At 61.9% G+C, this 20,766-nt stretch carries 19 protein-coding genes; 15 read left to right on the top strand and 4 right to left on the bottom strand.

Annotated features, from left to right (window positions below; translation table 11 throughout):
* The first annotated feature begins 4 nt into the window (after positions 1 to 4).
* The 11 genes from ACOYW2_RS11605 to ACOYW2_RS11555 all read left to right on the top strand — a co-directional run bounded on the left by ACOYW2_RS11605 (position 5) and on the right by ACOYW2_RS11555 (position 9,924).
* Positions 5 to 1,495: an AAA family ATPase gene (locus ACOYW2_RS11605; RefSeq protein ID WP_482770497.1), complete on the top strand. Its 1,491-nt coding sequence runs from the start codon at positions 5 to 7 to the stop codon at positions 1,493 to 1,495.
* Positions 1,458 to 1,841 carry an ATP-binding domain-containing protein gene (locus ACOYW2_RS11600; RefSeq protein ID WP_482770496.1) on the top strand — a complete coding sequence of 128 codons (384 nt, stop codon included), beginning with the start codon at positions 1,458 to 1,460 and terminating at the stop codon, positions 1,839 to 1,841. Before ACOYW2_RS11605 ends, ACOYW2_RS11600 begins: the two co-directional genes overlap by 38 nt.
* Positions 1,838 to 2,830 carry a hydantoinase/oxoprolinase N-terminal domain-containing protein gene (locus ACOYW2_RS11595; protein WP_482770495.1) on the top strand — a complete coding sequence of 331 codons (993 nt, stop codon included), beginning with the start codon at positions 1,838 to 1,840 and terminating at the stop codon, positions 2,828 to 2,830. The genes ACOYW2_RS11600 and ACOYW2_RS11595 overlap by 4 nt, the downstream gene beginning before the upstream one ends.
* On the top strand, positions 2,827 to 3,222 hold the full coding sequence (locus ACOYW2_RS11590; protein ID WP_482770494.1) for a hydantoinase/oxoprolinase family protein: 396 nt from the start codon (positions 2,827 to 2,829) through the stop codon (positions 3,220 to 3,222). The genes ACOYW2_RS11595 and ACOYW2_RS11590 overlap by 4 nt, the downstream gene beginning before the upstream one ends.
* 13 nt (positions 3,223 to 3,235) lie before the next feature.
* On the top strand, positions 3,236 to 3,796 hold the full coding sequence (locus tag ACOYW2_RS11585) for a hydantoinase/oxoprolinase family protein (RefSeq protein WP_482770493.1): 561 nt from the start codon (positions 3,236 to 3,238) through the stop codon (positions 3,794 to 3,796).
* A gap of 5 nt (positions 3,797 to 3,801) precedes the next feature.
* Positions 3,802 to 3,972 carry a hypothetical protein gene (locus tag ACOYW2_RS11580; RefSeq protein WP_482771018.1) on the top strand — a complete coding sequence of 57 codons (171 nt, stop codon included), beginning with the start codon at positions 3,802 to 3,804 and terminating at the stop codon, positions 3,970 to 3,972.
* 37 nt (positions 3,973 to 4,009) lie between these two features.
* Positions 4,010 to 5,596 (top strand): hydantoinase B/oxoprolinase family protein, encoded by a 1,587-nt coding sequence (locus ACOYW2_RS11575; RefSeq protein ID WP_482770492.1) that lies wholly within the window; start codon positions 4,010 to 4,012, stop codon positions 5,594 to 5,596.
* A 110-nt stretch (positions 5,597 to 5,706) separates the two neighbouring features.
* Positions 5,707 to 7,251 carry an acetolactate synthase large subunit gene (locus tag ACOYW2_RS11570; protein ID WP_482770491.1) on the top strand — a complete coding sequence of 515 codons (1,545 nt, stop codon included), beginning with the start codon at positions 5,707 to 5,709 and terminating at the stop codon, positions 7,249 to 7,251.
* Positions 7,252 to 7,312: 61 nt separating this feature from the next.
* On the top strand, positions 7,313 to 8,056 hold the full coding sequence (locus ACOYW2_RS11565; protein ID WP_482770490.1) for a dienelactone hydrolase family protein: 744 nt from the start codon (positions 7,313 to 7,315) through the stop codon (positions 8,054 to 8,056).
* Between the two features lie 157 nt (positions 8,057 to 8,213).
* On the top strand, positions 8,214 to 8,795 hold the full coding sequence (locus ACOYW2_RS11560; protein ID WP_482770489.1) for a cache domain-containing protein: 582 nt from the start codon (positions 8,214 to 8,216) through the stop codon (positions 8,793 to 8,795).
* Positions 8,796 to 8,850: 55 nt separating this feature from the next.
* Complete coding sequence (locus tag ACOYW2_RS11555) at positions 8,851 to 9,924, top strand: methyl-accepting chemotaxis protein (RefSeq protein WP_482770488.1); 1,074 nt, start codon at positions 8,851 to 8,853, stop codon at positions 9,922 to 9,924.
* Positions 9,925 to 10,159: 235 nt separating this feature from the next.
* Here the strand turns inward: ACOYW2_RS11555 and ACOYW2_RS11550 are convergent, their stop codons facing one another.
* From ACOYW2_RS11550 to ACOYW2_RS11540, 3 genes are read right to left on the bottom strand one after another with little or no spacing between them, the layout of a single operon-like run.
* Positions 10,160 to 10,948, bottom strand: coding sequence for an alpha/beta hydrolase (locus ACOYW2_RS11550; protein ID WP_482770487.1), 789 nt, complete (start codon positions 10,946 to 10,948; stop codon positions 10,160 to 10,162).
* Between the two features lie 43 nt (positions 10,949 to 10,991).
* Positions 10,992 to 13,151: an acetate--CoA ligase family protein gene (locus tag ACOYW2_RS11545; protein ID WP_482416210.1), complete on the bottom strand. Its 2,160-nt coding sequence runs from the start codon at positions 13,149 to 13,151 to the stop codon at positions 10,992 to 10,994.
* A 2-nt stretch (positions 13,152 to 13,153) separates the two neighbouring features.
* The gene (locus ACOYW2_RS11540; RefSeq protein WP_482770486.1) at positions 13,154 to 13,999 is read right to left on the bottom strand and encodes an enoyl-CoA hydratase/isomerase family protein; all 846 of its coding nucleotides are present in this window, start codon (positions 13,997 to 13,999) and stop codon (positions 13,154 to 13,156) included.
* Between the two features lie 315 nt (positions 14,000 to 14,314).
* Here ACOYW2_RS11540 and ACOYW2_RS11535 point away from each other — a divergent pair, with 315 nt between their 5' ends.
* The gene (locus ACOYW2_RS11535) at positions 14,315 to 14,725 is read left to right on the top strand and encodes a hypothetical protein (RefSeq protein ID WP_482416212.1); all 411 of its coding nucleotides are present in this window, start codon (positions 14,315 to 14,317) and stop codon (positions 14,723 to 14,725) included.
* A 75-nt stretch (positions 14,726 to 14,800) separates the two neighbouring features.
* Here the strand turns inward: ACOYW2_RS11535 and ACOYW2_RS11530 are convergent, their stop codons facing one another.
* Positions 14,801 to 16,129: a UDP-glucose dehydrogenase family protein gene (locus ACOYW2_RS11530; RefSeq protein ID WP_482770485.1), complete on the bottom strand. Its 1,329-nt coding sequence runs from the start codon at positions 16,127 to 16,129 to the stop codon at positions 14,801 to 14,803.
* A 356-nt stretch (positions 16,130 to 16,485) separates the two neighbouring features.
* Here ACOYW2_RS11530 and mfd point away from each other — a divergent pair, with 356 nt between their 5' ends.
* Genes mfd through ACOYW2_RS11515 form a run of 3 tightly spaced genes read left to right on the top strand, consistent with a single transcriptional unit; the run spans position 16,486 to position 20,652 of the window.
* Positions 16,486 to 20,001: a transcription-repair coupling factor gene (gene mfd / locus ACOYW2_RS11525; protein WP_482770484.1), complete on the top strand. Its 3,516-nt coding sequence runs from the start codon at positions 16,486 to 16,488 to the stop codon at positions 19,999 to 20,001.
* Positions 19,979 to 20,263 (top strand): hypothetical protein, encoded by a 285-nt coding sequence (locus ACOYW2_RS11520; protein ID WP_482423035.1) that lies wholly within the window; start codon positions 19,979 to 19,981, stop codon positions 20,261 to 20,263. Before mfd ends, ACOYW2_RS11520 begins: the two co-directional genes overlap by 23 nt.
* A complete protein-coding gene (locus ACOYW2_RS11515) occupies positions 20,263 to 20,652 on the top strand; it encodes a hypothetical protein (RefSeq protein ID WP_482423034.1) in 390 nt (129 codons plus the stop codon). The genes ACOYW2_RS11520 and ACOYW2_RS11515 overlap by 1 nt, the downstream gene beginning before the upstream one ends.
* Positions 20,653 to 20,766 lie beyond the last annotated feature (114 nt).

Genomic DNA, 20,766 nt, shown 5'->3' with positions numbered 1-20,766 from the left:
TCCAATGAATTTAAAGCAGGAGTCCATGGGGCAGGTGGAAGAAGAGCCGGGCGGAGTCCCGGGCTGGGAGTCATGGACGGAGCAGGGCTTTTCCCTGACGGATGTGAGTTTTGCGTCGTTTCTGGCGAAAAAATACGGGCAGGACCAGGCCGTTTTCCTGGCTGCGGCCCTGGTGAGCCGGGAGTGCCGTCATGGGCATGTCTGTGTGGATTTGAACCGGTTTGCAGGGGTTCACGTTGCCGGGTGCACCTGGGAGAAGGACGGCGCGGCCTGGGGAGCCCATCTCCGTGCCCTGGGCGCAGCCGGTGGGGAGGACGATGAGACCCTTCTCGTTCTGGACGGGCGGGATCGGCTCTACCTGCGGCGGTATCACCGGTTCCAGCAGGCCGTGGCCCGGTATATGGCCATGGAAACCCGGCTGGATGAGCCCGCGCGTGAGGAGATGATCGCCCTTACAGAGGGACTGGGTCGCTATTTTCCGGGGCCTTCCGACGGCGAGCCCGACCGGCAGAAGCTGGCGGCGGCCGTGGCCCTGGTGACACGGTTCTGCGTAATCTCCGGCGGACCGGGAACAGGAAAGACCACCACCGTCACCAAGATCCTGGCCCTGCTCGTTGAGCAGCACCGGAGGCGATTCAGCGGCGCCCCGGTCATTGCCCTGGCAGCGCCCACGGGCAAAGCCGCCGCCCGTCTCATGGAATCCGTGGCAGGGGCTGTGGACCGGCTTGGGCTGAGTGACGCGGTCAAAGCTGCCCTTCCCAGGGAAGCGGCCACCATCCACAGGCTCCTGGGCAGCCTGGGGCGCGGCAGCCGGGAACTTTTTCGCAGCGGGGAGACCCTGCCCTGCGATATCCTGGTGGTGGATGAGGCTTCCATGGTGGACCTGCCCCTCATGGGGCGGCTCGTGCGCTCACTGGCTCCCTCCACCCGGTTGATCCTCATGGGGGACCGGGACCAGCTGGCGTCTGTGGAGGCAGGTTCGGTCATGGGGGATCTTTGCTACGGAAAAAAGGGAGACACGGTCTCCGAAGCCCAGGGCAAGGTCCTCACCGAACTCACGGGCCGTCGCCTCTCCACCGGGCATAAGCCTCCCCTTGATGCCGGTGGCCCACCCTTGGCCAACTTACAGCTTGGGGCCTGCCCGGCGTACCGGCCAGGCGAGCGCAGCCGAGCGGGGGGATGCAAAGGCTCTGGCGGGTATCACCGCCCAGGGGTTTTGCCTGTGCGGCCCCTCCATGGGGAAGGGCGTCGAAGAGTGGCTGGAGGCCGAGGTGCGACGCCACCTGGCCGGGTACGGGCGGCTCAGCGACCCAAGGGAGATGCTGGCAGCCCTGGACCGCTTTCGCATCCTCTGTGCCGTGCGAAAGGGCCTTTCCGGGGTCGGGCGCATCAACCGCCTGGTGGAGCGCTGCCTGGGGGTTGGTGGGGGAGAACTCTGGTACCCGGGCCGTCCGGTGATGGTGACGGAAAACGATTACACCCTGGGGCTTTTTAACGGAGACACCGGGATCACGGTGCGCAGGAACGGAGAGCTGGCCGTGGCCTTTCCGGATGAGATCGGTGGCATGCGGTATATCCACAGCGCCCGGCTGCCCAGGGTGGAGACGGTGTTTGCCATGACGGTTCACAAGAGCCAGGGCTCGGAGTTCACCCATGTTGTGTTGGTGCTTCCGGAGAGTGATGCTCCGGTGCTGACCCGGGAGCTGGTTTACACGGGCATCACCCGGGCCCGGGAAGAGGTGGCTTTGTGGAGCGCGCCCGAGATTCTTGATAAAGCACTGGGCAGGCGAACCCAGCGGGCCTCGGGGCTCCGGGAGCTGCTCTGGAAAAAGGGGGGATGATGAAAGGGACTGGGTTGTTCCGATTTTCCGTTGATCGCGGTGGGACCTTTACCGATGTGTACGCTGAGGTTCCGGGGGAGCCGGGGTTTCGCGTGATCAAGCTCCTTTCGGAGGACCCTGCCAATTACCCGGACGCCCCCAGGGAGGGTATCCGGCGCATCCTGGAGGAGGTAACGGGCGCCCCGGTTTCGCCTGAGGCTGTTCCCACGGACGCCATCGAGTGGATCCGCATGGGAACCACCGTGGCCACAAACGCCCTGCTGGAGCGCAAAGGGGCCCCCACGGCCCTTGTGGTGACCCGGGGCTTTCGGGATGTCCTGCAGATCGGAAATCAGGACCGCCCCCGCATTTTTGACCTGGAGATCCGCAAACCCGACCTGCTCTACACCGAGGTGGTGGAGGCCGACGAGCGCCTCCGGTTCTTCTCGGACCATGACAAGGGCTCCCCAACGGGTCCCGAAGGACCGGTGGTGACGGCCCGCACCGGGGATCGCCTGGTGGTCCGAACCCCTTTGGATGAGGCCGATATCCGGGCAAAGCTGTCGGCAGTCCGCAGCCGGGGCATCGACTCGCTGGCCGTGGTCCTGCTGCACGCCTACGCCTGGCCCGACCACGAAGAGAGGATCGGGGCCATGGCCCGGGAGCTGGGCTTTTCCCAGGTCTCCCTCTCTTCGTCTGTGATGCCCCGCATCAAGCTGGTGCCCCGGGGCGACACCACCCTGGTGGATGCCTATCTGACGCTGCATATCCGTAACTATCTCCATGGGTTCAAAAAAGGGTTTAAAGGGACGCTTAAAGGCGAAACCTGCCTCTTCATGCAGTCCGACGGGGGACTCACTTCCGCCGACAGCTTCACCGGCAGCAGGGCCATCCTCTCGGGTCCGGCGGGCGGGGTGGTGGGGTACGCCATGACCACCGGCAGGGAAGAGGAGAACCAGCCGGTTCTGGACTTGAAGTGGGAGCACCTGGGCGTCTCCCGTAGGCAGTGACTGACCTGACCTTTGAGACCGAAACCGCAGGGGTGCGCATCCAGGCACCCCAGCTCAATATCCGCACCGTGGCCGCAGGGGGCGGAAGCCGTCTCTTTTTCGAGGACGGCATGTTCCTGGTGGGGCCGGAGTCCGCAGGGGCCCATCCCGGCCCGGTCTGTTACCGCAAAAACGGGTACGCCACGGTGACCGACGCCAACCTGGTGCTGGGGCGCATCCAGCCGGAACACTTTCCCCGCATCTTCGGAAAGACCGAAGACCTGCCCCTGGACTGGGAGGCATCCATTCATGCCTCCCCAAACTTACAGGGATTCGGGTCAACGCCTTTTATGCGGCCAAGGGACAGCCCCACCTACTCCGTGGAGGAGGTGGCATTCGGGTCGGTCCGGTAGCGAAAGCAGGGTGATGGTGCGCCCCATCCGCGAGATCTCCGTCATGCGGGGATTTTACATCAAGGACCATGTGCTGGCTGCCTTTGGCGGGGCAGGGCCCCAGCATGCCTGCGCCGTGGCACGGGCCCTGGGGATGTCCCGGGTGTTTGTGCATCGCTTTTCCAGTGTGCTCTCCGCCTACGGCATGGGCATGGCCGATGTGGTGACGGAAAAACAGACTCCCGTATCCGCCGAGGCCACGTCCGAAAACCTGGAGCGTCTGGACAGGGACCTGGATCGCCTGGAGGAGGAGGCGGCAAAGAAACTCGTGGCCAAAGGGTTTTCACCACGTCAGATTCAGTGCACCCGGTACCTTAACCTGCGCTACCAGGGCACGGACACGGCCTTGATGGTGGCGTGCCCTGATGATGGCGATTATGTTTCTTCTTTTCTGGAACGTTACAGCCGAGAGTTCGGGTTTACCCTCAAGGACCGAAAGATCGTGGTGGACGACCTGAGGGTGCGGGCCAGGGGCAAGGTCCGCGGCGCTCGCAGGCAACCCATGGCACCGGCCAGGGGCCCGCTGTCCCTTTGAACCGGGTGACCTGTCGTTTTGATTTCGGGACCCGGGACACCCCGCTTTACCGACTGGATGACCTCGGCCCGGGCACGTCTCTTCAGGGCCCCGCCCTTATTGTCCATGAGACCACCACCATCGTGGTGGAGCCGGGGTGCACGGCAAGGGTTTCCCCTTATCAGATGGTCGATTGACGTCGGAGTCGATGATCTCCCGCCCACCGATACCTCCGTGGATCCCGTGCGCCTGTCCATCTTCAGCAACCTGTTCATGTCCATCGCCGAGCAGATGGGGCGCATGCTCCAGAAGACGGCGGTCTCCACCAACATCAAGGAGCGTCTCGACTTCTCCTGCGCCCTCTTCGGCCCCCACGGGGAGCTGGTGGCCAATGCCCCCCATCTTCCGGTGCATCTGGGCGCCATGAGCGAGGCGGTGAAGGCCCAGATCCGCATGCGGGGGAAAGATCTCAAGGTAGGCGATGTGCTGGTGAGCAACGACCCTGGGGCCGGAGGCAGCCACCTGCCGGACATCACGGTGATCACACCGGTCTTCCGTGAAGGGGAGATTATCTTCTGGGTGGCTTCCCGGGGTCACCACGCCGACATCGGCGGTATCTCGCCGGGGTCCATGCCTCCCCACTCCAAGACCCTTGGGGAGGAGGGGGCCCGCATCACCTCCTTTAAGCTGGTGGAAAACGGGGTGTTTCAGGAGGAGGGGATCCGTGAGCTGCTCATGGCTCCGGCAAAGGCCCAAAGGGAACCCGGGTCTCCGCCCGCTTCCGGGACCCGGCTCCTGGCCGACAACCTGTCGGACTTAAGGGCCCAGGTGGCCGCCAACCAGAAAGGCATCGCCCTGGTTCTGGAGATGGTGGACCATGACGGCCTGGACGTGGTCCAGGCGTACATGGCCCACGTGCAGAACGCCGCCGAGGAAGCGGTGCGGCAGCGGCTGAAGGAGCTCTCCTTGAAAAACGGCATGGCCGAGGTGGATACGGTGCGTGCCACGGACCACCTCGACGACGGCTCCCCCATCTCCCTTGCCCTCACCATCGACAGGCGTGAGGGTAGCGCCCGCTTTGATTTTAACGGCACAGGCCCGGAGGTGTGGGGCAACGTCAACGCCCCAAAGGCCGTCACCACCTCGGCCATTCTCTACTGCCTGCGCTGCCTCATCCAAAAAGACCTGCCCCTGAACCACGGGTGCCTGGTACCCATCGAAATCCATATCCCCGAGGGATCTCTCCTTGCCCCCTCACCGGATGCCGCCGTGGTGGGGGGCAACGTCCTCACCTCCCAGCGCATCACCGACGTGGTCCTCAAGGCCTTTGGCACGGCCGCCGCTTCCCAGGGCTGCATGAACAACCTCACCTTCGGCAACGAGACCTTTGGCTACTACGAAACCATCGGGGGCGGCGCCGGGGCCGGGCCCACCTGGGACGGTCAGTCCGGGGTCCACACCCACATGACCAACACCCGCATCACCGACCCCGAGATCCTTGAGCGTCGATACCCCGTGCTCCTGCGTGAGTTCTCCATTCGAAAGGGCTCCGGCGGTGAGGGCGCCCATCCGGGGGGCGACGGCCTCATCCGGGACCTGGAGTTCCTTGCTCCTCTGGACGCTGCCATCCTCTCCGAACGTCGCGTTTTTCAGCCTTACGGCCTCAAGGGCGGAGAGCCCGGCAAGCCCGGTCAAAATCTTTTGATCCGCACCGATGGCTCTCCCTTGAACCTCGGGTCCAAAAACCAGGTGTGCCTTGCCCCGGGCCAGCGCCTTCGCATTCTCACACCGGGCGGCGGCGGATATGGGGATGCCAGTTAAAACGCATCGCAGGATTGCATTGTTATTCCGGGATGTATGCTTATCTTCCCTGAAGGACCTGTTGAAGGGAAATCCTGTTGACGGGACAACCCATACCCACGGGAGGGACCATGCGAGCCGCAGACCTTGTCTTCAGCGCGGCGGGAGCCGCAGGGATACGCTACAGTTTTGTGAACCCGGGTACCACGGAGATGCCCCTGGTGGAGGCCTTTGATCGGGTAAAGGGGGTGAGGCCGGTCCTCTGCCCCTTTGAGGGCGTGGCCACCGGTGCTGCAGACGGGTATGCGCGCATGGCCGGGGTGCCGGGCCTCACCGTGCTGCACCTGGGCCCGGGATACGCCAACGGCATGGCCAACCTGCACAACGCCCGGCGGGCCCGAAGCCCCGTCATCAACATCATTGGCGAGCACACCACGGCCCACAGACCCTTTGATCCGCCCCTGGCCATGCCCATCGAGGCCCTGGCCGCCGCCCTTCCGGGCCATGTGCGCACCGTGCTCGAAGCCGCGGATGCGGGCACGGCCTTTGCCGAATGCTACGGGGCAGCCACCCGCGGGCTCATCTCCCACCTTGTTTTTGCTCATGACCTTCAGTCCGCGGAGGTGGAAGGGGACCTGTCCGTGCTGTCCGCGGCAAGGCGGGAGACCGTGCCGCTGGAGACCGTTGCGGCTGTTGCCCGTGCCCTGAACCGCGCAGAAAAACCCGCCCTCCTTCTGGGGGGCCAGGCCCTGGGTGGTGAGGGGCTGCGCCTTGCAGGCCAGGTGGCCGAAGCCTGCGGGGCGGCTCTTTTCCATGAAACCTTTGCCGCCCGCATCGAACGGGGGGCGGGCATGCCCAGCCCCATACGGCTTCCGTATTTCCCGGAATCGGCACGGGATGCGCTGGCGCCCTATGATCTGGTGGTGCTGGTGGGGGCTCCCTCTCCCGTGGGCTTTTTCGGGTACCCGGGGGTGAGCGGTCGCCTGGTGGAGGAGGCACGGGAGAGCACGCTTTGCAAACCAGAAGCGGATGTGGGCCGCACTCTCCAGGACCTGGCCGATGCCCTGGGCCTCTCCGCGGATTCCCCCCTGTGTCCTGTGCCCGAGTACCGCCTGCCGGATCTTCCCAAGGGGCCGTTGACCCTGGAAACCCTGGGACAGGCCTTTGCCGCCCTTCAGCCCGAAGAGGCGGTGGTGGTGGACGAGGGGATCACCTCGGGTTTCTTCTACCATCCCCTGGCGGCAAACGTCTCCCCCCACACCACCCTCACCATCACCGGAGGCGCCATCGGCTGCGGCATTCCCATGGCCATTGGCGCGGCCCTGGCCTGCCCGGATCGTCCCGTCCTGGCCCTTCAGGCCGACGGGAGCGCCCTGTTCACCGTCCAGGGGCTCTGGACCCAGGCCCGGGAGAATCTCAACATCAAAACCGTGATCTGCTCCAACAAGAGTTACGACATCCTTAAGCTGGAGGTGGCCCGGGCGGGCAACACCGATCCAGGACCCATGACCCAGAGCCTGACGGACCTGTCGCGACCCGACATCGGCTGGACGGAGATTGCCCGTGGGTTCGGGGTGCCCGCCCTGTCGGTTCGAACCGCCGAGGCGTTCGTGGCAGCCCTGCAAACAGCCCTGAAAGAGCCGGGCCCTTTTCTTGTGGAGGCGGTTCTTGGCTAACCCAAGGGTCTCATGGCTTAAAAGTCCCTGGTATTTTGCCGGGGGTAAATTGGAGGCGCGAATGATGCGTTACCTTGTGTGTGTGTGTGCGGCCCTCGTGGTCTCTGCATCGGCTTTTGCCGACAGCGGGAAGTCGGTTCGCTACCAGGTGAACGGGCAGGATTACGAAGGGTATTATGTATCACCGGAAAAGGGCGCCCCCCTTGTTCTGCTGCTCCACGACTGGGACGGGTTGACTGCGTATGAGGTGACCCGTGCCCGCATGCTGGCAGAGGAGGGGTATGCCGTCTTTGCGGCGGACCTTTTTGGGGCGGGGATCCGTCCCACCAAGGTGCAGGATCGAAGGGAGCACACCGGCGAGCTTTACAAAGACCGGGATAAAATGCGGGCCCTCATGAACGGGGCTTTAGCTAAAGCCGCCTCCCTGGGGGCGAACACCGGAAACGCGGTGGCGGCAGGGTACTGCTTTGGGGGTGCCGCGGTTCTGGAGCTGGCGCGTTCCGGTGCAGATCTCAAGGGGTTTGTCCTGTTTCATGGAGGGCTCTCTACCCCTGAGGGACAGGATTACAGCCGGGTCAAAGGAGAGATCCTCGTGATGCACGGCACCGCCGATGACGCCATCCCCATGGACTCCTTTGCCGAATTGGCGGAGAGCCTTGAAGGGGCCGGTGTTGCCCATGAGATGGTGACCTACGGGGGCGCACCCCATGCCTTTACCGTGTTTGACAGCAAGCGGTACCGGCCCGAAGCGGACCGGAGGTCATGGGAGCGGTTCCTGACGTTTCTCCGGCTGAAAACCCTTTGACCCAAAGTCCCTGAACGCCTTTAACGACGGGGATCCTCACCATAGCCTCACACGGCCCTTACAAAATCCTCACACGGGCTCCGTATACCGTTCTTCAACCTTGAACGTATTGGGAGACAACGGGATTTCTTTGAACGGGTCGGTGAAGGAGGATGTGGTGAGTATTGCAAAGAAGAACCTCGCGCTGGTGACGGTGTGCCTGACGGTGTTTGCCGTGGTCACGGTGCTGATCACGACGGCATCCCTCAGGGAGCGCAGTTGCACGGAGATGGCATCGTTCCGGCTGCAGATGCTGGAAGAACGCAAAGGGCGGATCCAGGACCTTGTCCTGTCTGCCCTTTCGATTTTTGAGACCGCCAATTTTTACGAAGATGCCCTGCGGGCCCTTTCGGCAACGCGGTTCGGCAACGAAGGGATAGAGAGCTTCGGCATCATGGACCGCAGCGGCATGGTCATGATGCATCCTTCGGACACCTCCCTGGAGCTCAAGCAGATCGAGGAGATGGGTGACCCCTTGTGGTCGGCGTTTCGGGAGAAGACCGAGGCGCTGCTCCAAAGCCGGGGCGAGGGGTTCATCGAGCACACCTGGCTCCATCCGGTTACGGGTGCACAGGTACGCAAACTCTCCTATGTCAGGCTCTACGAACCCTGGGGGTGGGTCCTTCACACCGGGATTTACCTGGATGAGATCGATGCCATGGTCCGGGAAAAGGAGGCGGGGGTGGCGGCCCTGCGGTAGCGAAACGCTGGGGCTCCTGCTATCGGCGGCCGCGTGTCTTTTGGTCACCGGGCTTGTGAGCGGGTGGCTTTCGCGGCGACTGGTGCGCCCCCTGCGGCAGGTGACACAGACCCTGGAAGGGTTGGCCTCGGGCAAGGCGGACCTGACCACCCGGCTTTCTGCCACGACCCGGGACGAGGTGGGAGGGCTTGTGGGGCATGTCAACGCCATCATGGACCGGTTCCAGCATGTGTTTGCCTCCATTGCCGACAACGCAGAGCACCTTGGCGGCGCCTCGGAAGGGTTGATCCGGCTGTCCGGGTGCATGGCCCGGGATGCTGCCTCAGCGAGCGGTAACTCCCTTCTGCTCAGTGATGTCTCTGCTACCTTGGACAGGGAGATGCGGTTGGTGGGGGAGGTCATGGACGGGGCACGTCGGGACGGTCTTTCTGTTTTCAAATCGGTTGAGGGCATGGCCGAAGCCATTGGCGGGATCTCCGAAGAGACAGCAGAGGCCCGCCAGGAGGCAGAAACCGCGGCCGGGCGCATGGGAGATGCGGTGCGGGAGGCCCAACGTCTGGGTGAAGGTGCAACGGCCATCGGCGAGATTACAGAAACCATCAACGATTTTTCCGACCAGACACACCTGCTTGCCCTCAACGCCACCATCGAGGCGGCCCGTGCAGGTGACGCAGGCAGGGGATTTGCCGTGGTGGCAGGTGAGATCAAGGGCCTTGCCGCCCAGACAGCGGTCTCCACACGTGAGATCGGTGAGAAAATAACCCGGATTCAGGAGGCGGTCTGCTCCACGGTGACGGCCATGGAGGAGGCCACCCTTCAGATCGGCCTGATTCGGTCCCGCATTCAGGGGATCGACAACGCCGTAGCCTGCCAGACAGCGAACGGGCAGGAGGTCTCCAGATACCTGAAAAAAGCCACCGAGGACCTGGCCGAGGGCGCTCGGGCCGTGGCTGTCACCACGGGCGTCGCAGGTGACATGGGGGATGCGGTTCACGGCAACAAGACCCTCTCCGAGCAGATAACGGTAAACAGCGGCAATGTGGCGCAGAGTGCCCGGGTGCTTGAGGGGCTTTCCAGGACCCTCGGCGAGCTGACCTCGGGGTTTGCCGTTTCCGGTCATTCTCAATGAACCCTTCATCCCAAGGGAAACGAAGGGGGCAGGGGCAGCGCATTTAATCGAACCGCGGCGGGTCGCTTTTTGAAAAAAGCTTCGCAAAAACATTCCGGTAATTAAACCGGTAATTAAAAAAGAAGAGGGGGCTATGCCCTGTAGGGACGAATCCTCAAAAAATAAAATCTGTTTGTCAAACTTTTTAAATATTTGGCCCCCCAGGGCCGCCGGAGGCAAAACTGGGGGAGCTGGGTCAGGTCATGAGGCGACGGGAGAGGCGGGCCAGGCTCTCCAGGTAGTCGCGGAATCCCACGTAGAAGATGTCGTTGTGCCCGGCGTGCCGGATCCCCAGGAACTGTTTTTCCGAGGAAGGCGAGGCCGCAAAGAGGTCTTCCCCTTCGTGGAAGGGGATGATGCTGTCTTCGTGGGCATGGATGATGAGCAGCGGCCCTGGGTAGGTGCTGATCTTGGCCAGGTTGGCGGGGCCTTCGGATTCGTCGGGCAGCTCCACCCAGTGGGGAAGGCCGATGGTACGCAACAGGGGGCCGAGGCGGGCAAAGCCGCTTTCGATGACCAGGGCACGGATCGTGTCGGGAAAGGCCGCGGCCAGTTCCATGGCCGGGGCGCTGCCCAGGGATCGCCCCATGGCCACCATGGGGCCTGTGTACCCTTTTTTGATGAGCCATGGGTTTACAAAGGCAAAAGTTGCCCTGGCGTCGGCCAGCATATGGGCCACGGACGGTTCGCCCCGGGAGAGGCCGTAGCCTCGGTATTCTGCAATGACCAGATTGAATCCGCACCCGGTGAGGTGGGAGGCTGCCTCATCGTAATCCGAGGCCACCTCTCCGTTGCCGTGGAAGAAGAGGAGGGTGGGGAGCGCCTTGTCCGTCAGGTGGCAGCGGACGGCGAGGCGTTCTCCGTCATGGGAGGGGATAAAAAGATCAAAGCAGCGGTCCGACTCTTCAAGGACGGGCAGGCCGGGGCGGGGATGAAACAGAAGGCTCAGAAATTCCGGGCGGTCAAAGGGGGACGGTTCCGTCATGGCGGTTCTCCTGGTTTGGGGGCCATAGGGGGTGCAGTCAGCCCTATCCCTTGGGGACCACGGGCTCTTTTTTCAGTATCATACGGGCGTCGGCGATGTCGATGCCCTGGTCATGGACGATGACGGGGTTCAGGTCCATCTCCTGGATATCCGGGTAGGATTCTATCACCTCCGAGACGGTGAGCAGGAGCTGGCTGAGGGCCTGCTTGTCCAGGGCGGGAGATCCTCTGAATCCGTTGAGGATCGGGGCGGATTTAATTTCGTCGATCATGCGCGAGGCAGCGGTACGTGAAAGGGGCAGCACCCGGAAGGAGACATCCCGCACCACCTCCACCAGGATCCCCCCGATGCCGAACATCACCACCGGGCCGAACTGTCGGTCGATTTTGGTGCCGATGATTACCTCCACCCCCTTTTTCTTCATGCTGGCTACCAGGCACCCTTTGATGACGGCGTCGGGCTTGTACTCCCGTGCGTTGTCGATGATGCGGTGGAAGGCGTTGCGAATCTGGTCCTCGTTTTCCAGGTTGAGGCGCACCCCGCCGGCGTCGCTTTTGTGGAGGATATCCGGGGAGACGATTTTCAGCACCACGGCCCCGCCGATCTCCTCGGCCAGGCGCACGGCGTCGTCGGCGGTTTTGGCCAGGTGTTCCCGCATGGCCGGAGCGCCGTGGCTGCGCAGAATCTCCTTGGCTTCGTGTTCAAAGAGATAGCGGCGGCCCTCAGCCCGGGCGTTGTGGATGAGCTTGACGGCCTTTTTTTTCGCCTTGGCCCCCCAGTTGAATTCAAAGGTGGTCTTGTATTTGTAGGCGGAGATGTACTGGCCGTAGCGGGAAAGGGCCCCCACGCACCGTGTGGCGATGTCCAGGGATTCGTACACCGGGATGCCGTAGTAGCGCAGGAGCTCCAGGGAGTGGGGCTTCACCGAATTGTAGAGGCTCTGCAGGACAATGGGCTTGCCCGATCTCTGGACCAGCTTGCCCATCTGGTGGGCAGCGTCCTCTTCCAGGAACCGGAGCTTTTCGGCAAACCGGATGGCGTAGCCCCCGAAGAGCCCGGCAATGAGAAGGCCGCCCACGTTGGCGTCGTTTAAGATGATCCTGGCGCAGCGGGCAAAGATTTCGGGGTTGGCGTCACTGCCCCCGGCAACATCCACCGGATTGGATACCGAGGCATTGTGGGGCAGGATCTCTCGCAGTTTGGCCTGGGATCGCTCCGACAGGGTGGGGATTTCAAGGCCCAGATCGGTGAGGAGGTCCGAGGCGATGGTGGCGTGCCCGCCCCCGTCGGCCAGGATGGCTACCTTTCTGTTGCGGATGTGCGGCAGGCTGGAGAGGGTCTCGGCCACGGGAAAGAGCTGGTCCGGGTGTTCGATGTTGATGATTCCCGCCCGCTCAAAGGAGGTGCGGGCCACCTCGGAGATGCCTGCCAGCGCCCCGGTATGGGACCCCGCTGATTTTTGCCCCGTGGAGGTCCGGCCGCTTTTCAGCAGGATGATGGGTTTCTGGCGGGAGGTTTTGTAGACCTGCTGGAGAAAGGTGCGGCCGTCCCGCAGCCCTTCAACGTAGATGAGGATTGCCTTGGTCTTCTCGTCGTGCCGGAAAAACTCCAGGTATTCGTCGAAATGGATGTCCGACTCATTGCCCACCCCCACATAATAGGAAAAGCCCTTGTGGCTTCGCAGGGTGGCCTCGGTGATGAGGTGAAGGGCGATGTTGCCGCTCTGGGTAAGCAGAGCGATGTCTCCTTTGGGGACGTTGGAGAGTCCCACCAGGTTGAGTCCCGTCCACATGTTGATGATGCCCGAGGTGTTGGGCCCCACCAGTCGCACCTTGTGAGCCCGGGCTGTCTCCAGGATTTCGTCTTCCAGGTGCTTGCCCTGGGGGCCCATCTCGCCGAAGCCCCCTGCAATGATGACGGCACCTGCAATGCCCTTGCGGCCGCATTGGGCCAGGAGGCCCGGGACTGTAGAGGCGGGTGTGGTGATGAGGGCCAGGTCCACCGGCTCTTTGATCTCCTCCACGTCGGCGTAGCATCTCAGGCCGAGGACGCGGCGTTCCCGTGGGTTGACCGGGTAGATGCCCCCTTCGAACCCGCTCTTCTTCAGGGTGGCCACGGCCTGGTAGCCCCGTTTGGTCTCATCCCGCGACGCGCCGATGACGGCCACGGAGTCTGCGTTGAGTATGCGATGAAGGTCTTCCATGGCTACACCCCCTTGAATATGGGTCGGCGCTTCTCTTGAAAGGCGTCAATGCCCTCCTGCCAGTCCCGGCTTTTCATGCAGGCAATGATGGCCTTGGTCTCTTCGTCGTAGGTCTCTTCCAGGGTGAGGGCGGGGGCCCGTTCCATGAGGGATTTGGCAAGGGCCATGGAAAGGGGCGCTTTGTCGGTCATGCGTGCGGCAAGGGCCAGGGCCTCCTCCATCAGATGATCCCGTGGGACGCTGGCAAGGGCCAGGCCGGTCTCCACGGCATCGGGGCCCGTGAGAATTCTTCCTGTGTAGATGAGCTCCCGGGCCCGCGCAAGGCCCACGATGCGTTCCAGGTGGCGGGTGACACCGCCCCCCACCATGGTGCCGAGGCCGGTTTCGGGAAATCCCAGGGTGGCTGTGTCGGCCATGATGACGAAATCGCAGTTAAGGGCCAGCTCGGTACCTGCCCCCCTGGCCGGCCCGTTGACCGCCGCGATAACGGGTAGGGGAAGGGTTCGGAGTTTGAGGCAGGTGGCATGGGCCAGTTCAATGTAGGCTTTTTTTTCTTCGGCGGTTCGCTGCCCGTCGGCGTGGTGCTTGAGGTCCGCCCCTGCGCAGAAGGCCTCTTTGGGGGGGCTGGGGAGCGGCGTGTCTGTTACGGGGGGGGCACCGGTGATGATCAGGGCCCGGATGGCGAGGTCTGAAGAGAGAGAGTCCAGGACAGACCCCAGCTCTTCGTACATGCGTTCAATGACGGCGTTCATGCGGTGGGGCCGGTTGAGACGCAGGATGCCGGTATTGTCCCGGGCTTCGAAGAGCACGGTGGCAGGGGCTATATGAAGCCTCCATACTGGTTTCAACCGACGGGAACGGGCCGGGGAGAGGGATGAAAACCGTGTGTGTGGTGTAATTGACCGATAAATCAAAATTTTACCAAAGGCGTTATCTCTCCGTCAAACAGAACGTTTGCAATTTTCAATCAAACATGCAACCCTTTCCTCCAAAGTTCAGTACTTCACCCGGGATGTCGTTTGACTAATAGACGACGATTCGGGTCCTTGTTTCTGCGGTAGCGTCACGGGTGTCTTCTGGTTTGGTGGGCCCGGTTATTATTGAGTATGCGGGTGGTGGGGCGTCTTTGCGGAGTGGTCATTTTTTCTGATACGGATGGTGTTATGACATGTAAAAAATTGGGGTTGATCCTGCTGCTATTTGCCTGTACTGCCTGCTCCTCACAGGAGTACAGTCACCCCGTGCACTTCGAGACCCTGTTGAACGATCATTCCATTCTCACCTTTGACGTGACGGTGGTCATGAAAAGCGAGAAAGGCTTGGAAGAGTTGAAAAAAAAGCTGTCCCAGGTGGAGTACGGCATGCGCATCGTCTTGACCCAGAGGCGCCCGGATCAGATCGACACCCCCAAGCGCATCAAGAGCGTCATGCGAAAAATCTGCGAATCCCAGATGGCCAACCGGGTGGAACGGTTTGATGTGACCCAGATGAGGCTCCGGCGATACGTGGGCGGGGCAAAATACGTGGAAGATGGCCCCAAGAGCATCAATCGAAAAGGTCTCACCGGGCAGTAACGAGCCTTGCAGGGGTATGGTTTTTAAGGGCGGGTGCGCTGGTAAACAGCGAACCCGCTCTTTTTGTTTGTCCCTTTAGCGACCGATGCCTTCGTAGTGAAAGCCTTCTGTTTTAAGTTGCTCAGGGCTATACTGGTTTCGCCCGTCAAAGATAACGGGCTGCGCCATAAGGCGCTTCATGGCCTCAAAGTCCGGCTGGCGAAAGGGTTTCCACTCGGTAACCAGGAGCATGGCGTCCACATCCTTGACCGCGTCGTACTGGTGGTCCGCTAAAATGAGGCTGCCGTTTTGCAGGTGGCCGGCCAGGCACTGTTCGGCCTCTTCCATGGCCACGGGATCGTAGGCCGTCACCGTGGCTCCTGCGGCGATCAGTTGCTCGATGACCACCACAGAAGGGGCCTCCCGCATGTCGTCGGTGCCGGGTTTGAAGGCAAGGCCCCAGATGCCGAAGCGGCGTCCGCTCAGGTCCTCCCCAAAGTGTTCCACCACCTTTTCAAAGAGGCGCTTTTTCTGAAAGGCGTTTCGCGTCTCCACCGCCTTGAGGATCAGGGGCGTAAAGCCCACCTCTCCGGCGGAGCGGATCAGGGCCTGGACATCCTTGGGGAAACAGGACCCGCCGTAGCCGCACCCGGCATAGATAAAACTGTAGCCGATGCGGCTGTCCGAGCCGATGCCCTTGCGGACACTCTCCACGTCCACGCCCAGTTTTTCGCACATGAAGGCAATCTCGTTCATAAAGGAGATCTTGGTGGCCAGAAGGGAGTTGGCCGCGTATTTGGTCATTTCTGCGTCTCGGATTCCCATGGAGACGATTTTGTCATGGATCCGGGAGAAGGGGGCATAGAGGGTCTTCATGATGGCTTCGGAACGGGGGGAGTCCGTGCCGATCACCACCCGGTCGGGGCGCATGAAGTCCCCCACGGCCGCTCCTTCCTTGAGGAACTCGGGGTTGCTCACCACGTCAAATTCTACTGAGACCCCGCGTTTGTCCAGCTCCTCTTGAACGACTTCACGGACCTTGTCCGCCGTGCCCACCGGAACCGTGGATTTGTCCACGATGACGCCGTACCGGTTGAGATGCTGCCCGATCTCCCGGGCCGCAGCCAGGACGTAGCGCAGGTCGGCGGATCCGTCGTCCCCCGGCGGGGTCCCCACGGCGATGAAAAAGAGGTCGGAGTGGGACATGGCCTCGGCCAGGTCCGTTGTGAAGTTGAGAAGCCCGAGTTTGCTGTTGCTGGTCACCAGGCCTTCGAGACCCGGCTCATAGATGGGAAGGACCCCTTGGTTGAGGTTGTCGATCTTGGTCTTGTCAACGTCCACGCAGGTGACGTTGTTCCCCATCTCGGAAAAGCAGGCGCCGGTGACCAGGCCTACGTAGCCTGTACCGATGACAGTGATATGCATGGTGATCTCCCGGTTTGGATGGTCCTCATCCGCTTTCAGATTTCAGACAAGGTTGGTCAAACGTTGGGTTGCCATGTCGCCGCCCTGAAGTCCGGGCGTGTTGCCTCATGCTCCGGTATGGCTCAACCTGGGGGAGCTCGCATAAAAGGGTGTTGGGGTATTTCCTGTAGGCTCTGTGCACGCATCCTGCCGGATGCTTCTTTATTGTTTTATCTTCACTTCTCTTTTGAGGCTGAAATAAGGGGAGGGGGAAGAGAACCGGCATCGGTGCGTCCCATCGGCTGTGGCGTTTTGGGGTAGTGTCGTGCCGGCAAGCGCTTTTTGTTTTCAATCCGTAATGTTTCCGTACAGTGAATATGGCTCAAAATCAAGTGGAAAACATCCTGCGTCCTTTCCTGGCGCAACTTCAGGGCAAAGGGACCTCCTCCGTCATCGCCGGGCTGGCCGGGTCTGAAAAAGCCCTGGTCACGGACACCATCTCCCGGCTGGTCCCGGGCCCCCTTGTGGTGGTCCTTCCCACCACAAAGGACGTGGACCTTTTTCTGGGGGACCTATCCCTGTTTGCCGGGGTGCCCACAGACGACGTGGCCGCCCTGTTCCCCCCTTATAATATCCTGCCCTATAAATCGGTGTCCTATCACGCGGAGACTTCCGCCAAGAGGATCCGGACCCTTTATGCCATGCTGGAAGGCCGCATGCCCAAGATCGTGGTGACCACCGTGGACACCCTGATGCAGCGGCTGATCCCCAAGGAGGAGATGAACGCCTACGCCGATCTCCTCATGGTCAACGAGGAGGTGGATCGCGGGGAACTCATCTCAAATCTGGTGGCAGGGGGCTATGTCCGCACCTCCATTGTGGAGGAGCCCGGGGATTTTTCCGTTCGGGGGGGCATCGTCGATTTCTTCTCACCTTACCATGACGACCCGGTGCGCGTAGAGTTTTTTGGTGATGTGGTGGACTCCATTCGTCTGTTTTCCGCCACCAACCAGAGGCGAAAGGGCTCTCTCATGGAGGCGGTCCTCCTTCCCGCCAGGGAGACCATCCTGCGCCGTGAAAAGCTGGAAGAGGTGGTGGGCAGGATACGAAGGGCTGCCGCAGCCGCGGGTGTTCCCCTCGACGAGGTGAAGGACCTGGTGGGCCGCGTCAAAGAGGAAGAAGGGGGCGCCACGGTGGAGAGTCTCCTCTCCCTGGTCTACCCGTCCCTGGATACGTTTATGGATTACCTGCCCTCCAATGCCCTGATGGTGATCCCGGATCCGGACGGCCTGCGCAGGAGCAGGGACACCTTTCTCCAGAGGGTGGCGGGCAACTACGAGCTGGCGCAGAAGGGGAATCGCCTCACCGTTGAGCCGGAGCAGCTGTTTCTGGGGAAGGAAGAACTGGAAACCCACCTCAAGGCGTGTCGGGTATTGGAGTACGCCATGGTGGCCACCGAGTCCATGGGTGCCGGTGGAAGCCTTCCCCTGGCCATTTCCGATCACAGTGCCCTCACCGCTGAACTCAAGACCCGCCACACACGGGACGAGTCTCCCTTGCAGCCCCTGGTGGATCGCCTTGAGTCCCTTCGCCGGGAAGGGCATCTCACCTGGATCCTCTGCAGTCGTGAGCCCCAGGTGGAACGGCTCCTGGAGCTGTTGAAACCCTACGGCATCGAGCCGCCCGTGGGAACGTACAACCGGGAGGCGACCCCCCGCGGAGGCGCCCTTCGTATTGCCGTGGGGCATCTGTCCACCGGCTTTTTCTGGGCCGACGCGGGCCTGGCCGTCATCACTGAGGACGAGATCTTCGGAGCCAAACGGCGGGTGGTGCGAAGTGCCAAGCGGCGGGCCCGGGACGAGCTCCTCTCCCTGGGAGAGTTGAAGGAAGGGGATCTCGTGGTCCACGACGAACATGGCATCGGCCGTTATGTGGGGCTGACCAAGATCGTGGTGGGGCGGATTACCAGCGACTACCTGGCCATCGAATACAAGGACGATGACCGTTTCTACCTGCCCGTGGACCGCATGGGAATGATCCAGAAGTACGTGGGTGTCGAAGGGCACAAGCCCCTTTTGGACCGCATGGGGGGCAAGTCCTGGGACAAGGTCAAGGCCAAGGCCAAGAAAGAGGTGGAGAAGATGGCCGGCGAGCTTCTCAAGCTCTACGCCGAGCGAAAGGTGAAAAAAGGATTCAAGTTTTCCGCCTCCGATGCCTACTTCAACGAGTTTCAGGCCTCCTTTCCCTACGAAGAGACCCGGGATCAGCTCCGGGCCATCGACGATGTCCTGGACGACATGGAGAAAGAGAACTCCATGGACCGCCTGGTCTGCGGGGACGTGGGTTACGGCAAGACCGAAGTGGCCATGCGCGCCGCCTTCAAAGCCGTGGCCGACGGCAAGCAGGTGGCGGTGCTGGTGCCCACCACGGTCCTGGCCGAGCAGCACCTCAAGACGTTTCGGGAGCGGTTCGATCGTTACCCGGTCATCGTGGAGAGCCTCAGCCGCTTCCGCAAGGCTGCGGAGCAGCGCCGCATTGTCGAAGCCCTGGCAGAGGGCAAGGTGGACATCGTCATCGGGACCCATCGCCTCTTTTCCGGAGATGTCGACTTCAAGGACCTGGGCCTTTTGATCATCGATGAGGAGCAGCGGTTCGGGGTTCGCCATAAAGAAAAACTCAAGGGGCTCAAAAGCACCGTGGACGTGCTGGCCCTCTCCGCCACCCCCATCCCCAGGACCCTCCACATGTCCCTTGCGGGCATGCGAGACATCAGCGTCATCTCCACGCCCCCTGAAGAGCGGCAGGCCATCATCAGCTATATCGCCGAATACGACGACGCCATTGTGGGGGAGGCCATCACCCGTGAACTTGGCCGCCAGGGGCAGGTTTTCTTTGTCCACAACAACGTGGCCTCCATCGAGCGCATGGCCGATCGCATCCGGGACCTGGTGCCTGCGGCCCGGGTTGGGGTGGCCCACGGACAGCAGACCGAGCGGGAGCTGGAAAAGGTGATGTTCGCCTTTGTGGAAAAGCAGATCGACGTGCTGGTGACCACAACCATCATCGAGTCCGGCCTGGACATCCCTTCGGCCAACACCATGATCGTGAACCGGGCCGACCGGTTCGGGCTCTCCCAGCTTTATCAGCTCAGGGGGCGCATCGGCCGCGGGGACGAGCAGGCCTTTGCCTATCTGTTCGTACCCGAGGAGGCCCGATTGAGCCGGGATGCGGCCAAGCGCATGAAGGTGCTCATGGAGCACACCGACCTGGGGGCCGGATTTCAGATTGCCATGAGCGATCTTCAGATACGGGGCGGGGGCGCTGCCCTGGGTGCCTCCCAGTCCGGGCACATCGCCGCCGTGGGCTACGACATGTTCCTCACCCTCATGGACGAGGCCATCTCCGAACTCAAAGGACAGCCCAAGGTCCATGCCCTGGAACCCGAGATCAACGTTAATTTCTCCACCTTCTTCCCGGAGGACTACGTCCCGGACATCGAGCAGCGGCTGGTGCTGTACAGGCGCCTTGCCAAGATGCGGGAGCTCCGGGAGATCGCCGATATCAAGGGCGAGATCGTGGACCGTTACGGCAAATTGCCGGAAGAGGCCATGAACGTCCTTTTAAAGATCATGCTGAGGATCGAGGCGGTGAGGGCGGGGGTCAAAAAACTCGAACTGTCCGGCACCCAGCTCTCCCTGTCGTTTTCCGATCTTCACCAGAAGGTGCCCCACGCCATCGTGGAGGTGACGGCCAGGGGAGAGGGGCGCTACGAGCTGACGCCGGATCTTCTCTTCCGGGCGACCCTGACCAAGGGAACCAACAGCAGCCTGCTGACGCAGTGCAAGAATATTCTCAAGGAGGTGGCGGCCTATGTTAACCCGTCAGACAATTAAGCGGGGGGTGCTGGCCCTTTCTGTCCTTGTTGCTTCAGGGCTTTTTACAGGGTGCACCGGCGGGGCCGGTCAGGACCCGGAAACACCTCTGCTTTCATGTCGGGGGCGGGCCGTGACTGCGGGGGATTACCAGGATGCCTTGAAGCTGGCGCTCCAGGGCTATCCCTATGAGAGCCTTTCCAAGGGTGAAGAGGTGGCGGCCATTCGCAAGGGGGTGCTGCACCAGCTCCAGGAGGAAGCTCTCTGCTGGCGGTCTGCCTGATGAAAAAGGGCATCACCCTTCGGGAGGGGGCCCTGGACGCAGCCGTGGCTGATGCCGGGGCAGGGTACCCCGAGGGGGCCTTCGAAAAAGAGTTGACGGATCGCGGGATCTCCTTTGCCCTCTGGAAGCGGCGGCTGGCCAACCGGCTCCTGGCAGAGCAGGTCCTTGCGTCGGAATTCAGGAATGAACGCCTCCTTTCCTATGCTGATTTCCAGGCGGTCCAGGGCGGAACGTCTTCAACATTGAGTGAAGAGGGGTTGGTCAGGCAGGTCAGGCGTTCACGTATGGAAGCAGCCTATCGTGCTTGGCGGCGGAGCGCTCAAGGAAAATATTCAATTGAAGTTAACGGCGAATTGTGGGAAAAGATCCTTGAAGAAGGCAGACCGTAGCGTTCCTTGGTGGGAAAAAACGTCCCGCGGAAATGGGGGGCATTTTGGCTGCAAGTGTTGAATCGCTCTTTATTTCAGGTGATTCGGCGAGGCAGTGTTTAATCGGAGTCGGAC

Source organism: Desulfoluna sp. CLI2B (assembly GCF_056847375.1).
Note: the sequence above shows the minus strand (reverse complement) of the source record. Positions and strands in the feature narration are given on the sequence as shown.

Bases quoted from the DNA above. Each gene is read 5' to 3' on its own strand.
- ACOYW2_RS11605 (WP_482770497.1), top strand. From the start codon at position 5: ATGAATTTAAAGCAGGAGTCCATGGGGCAGGTGGAAGAAGAGCCGGGC.
- ACOYW2_RS11600 (WP_482770496.1), top strand. From the start codon at position 1,458: ATGGTGACGGAAAACGATTACACCCTGGGGCTTTTTAACGGAGACACC.
- ACOYW2_RS11595 (WP_482770495.1), top strand. From the start codon at position 1,838: ATGATGAAAGGGACTGGGTTGTTCCGATTTTCCGTTGATCGCGGTGGG.
- ACOYW2_RS11585 (WP_482770493.1), top strand. From the start codon at position 3,236: ATGGTGCGCCCCATCCGCGAGATCTCCGTCATGCGGGGATTTTACATC.
- ACOYW2_RS11570 (WP_482770491.1), top strand. From the start codon at position 5,707: ATGCGAGCCGCAGACCTTGTCTTCAGCGCGGCGGGAGCCGCAGGGATA.
- ACOYW2_RS11565 (WP_482770490.1), top strand. From the start codon at position 7,313: ATGATGCGTTACCTTGTGTGTGTGTGTGCGGCCCTCGTGGTCTCTGCA.
- ACOYW2_RS11550 (WP_482770487.1), bottom strand. From the start codon at position 10,948: ATGACGGAACCGTCCCCCTTTGACCGCCCGGAATTTCTGAGCCTTCTG.
- ACOYW2_RS11545 (WP_482416210.1), bottom strand. From the start codon at position 13,151: ATGGAAGACCTTCATCGCATACTCAACGCAGACTCCGTGGCCGTCATC.
- ACOYW2_RS11535 (WP_482416212.1), top strand. From the start codon at position 14,315: ATGACATGTAAAAAATTGGGGTTGATCCTGCTGCTATTTGCCTGTACT.
- ACOYW2_RS11530 (WP_482770485.1), bottom strand. From the start codon at position 16,129: ATGCATATCACTGTCATCGGTACAGGCTACGTAGGCCTGGTCACCGGC.
- mfd (WP_482770484.1), top strand. From the start codon at position 16,486: ATGGCTCAAAATCAAGTGGAAAACATCCTGCGTCCTTTCCTGGCGCAA.
- ACOYW2_RS11520 (WP_482423035.1), top strand. From the start codon at position 19,979: ATGTTAACCCGTCAGACAATTAAGCGGGGGGTGCTGGCCCTTTCTGTC.
- ACOYW2_RS11515 (WP_482423034.1), top strand. From the start codon at position 20,263: ATGAAAAAGGGCATCACCCTTCGGGAGGGGGCCCTGGACGCAGCCGTG.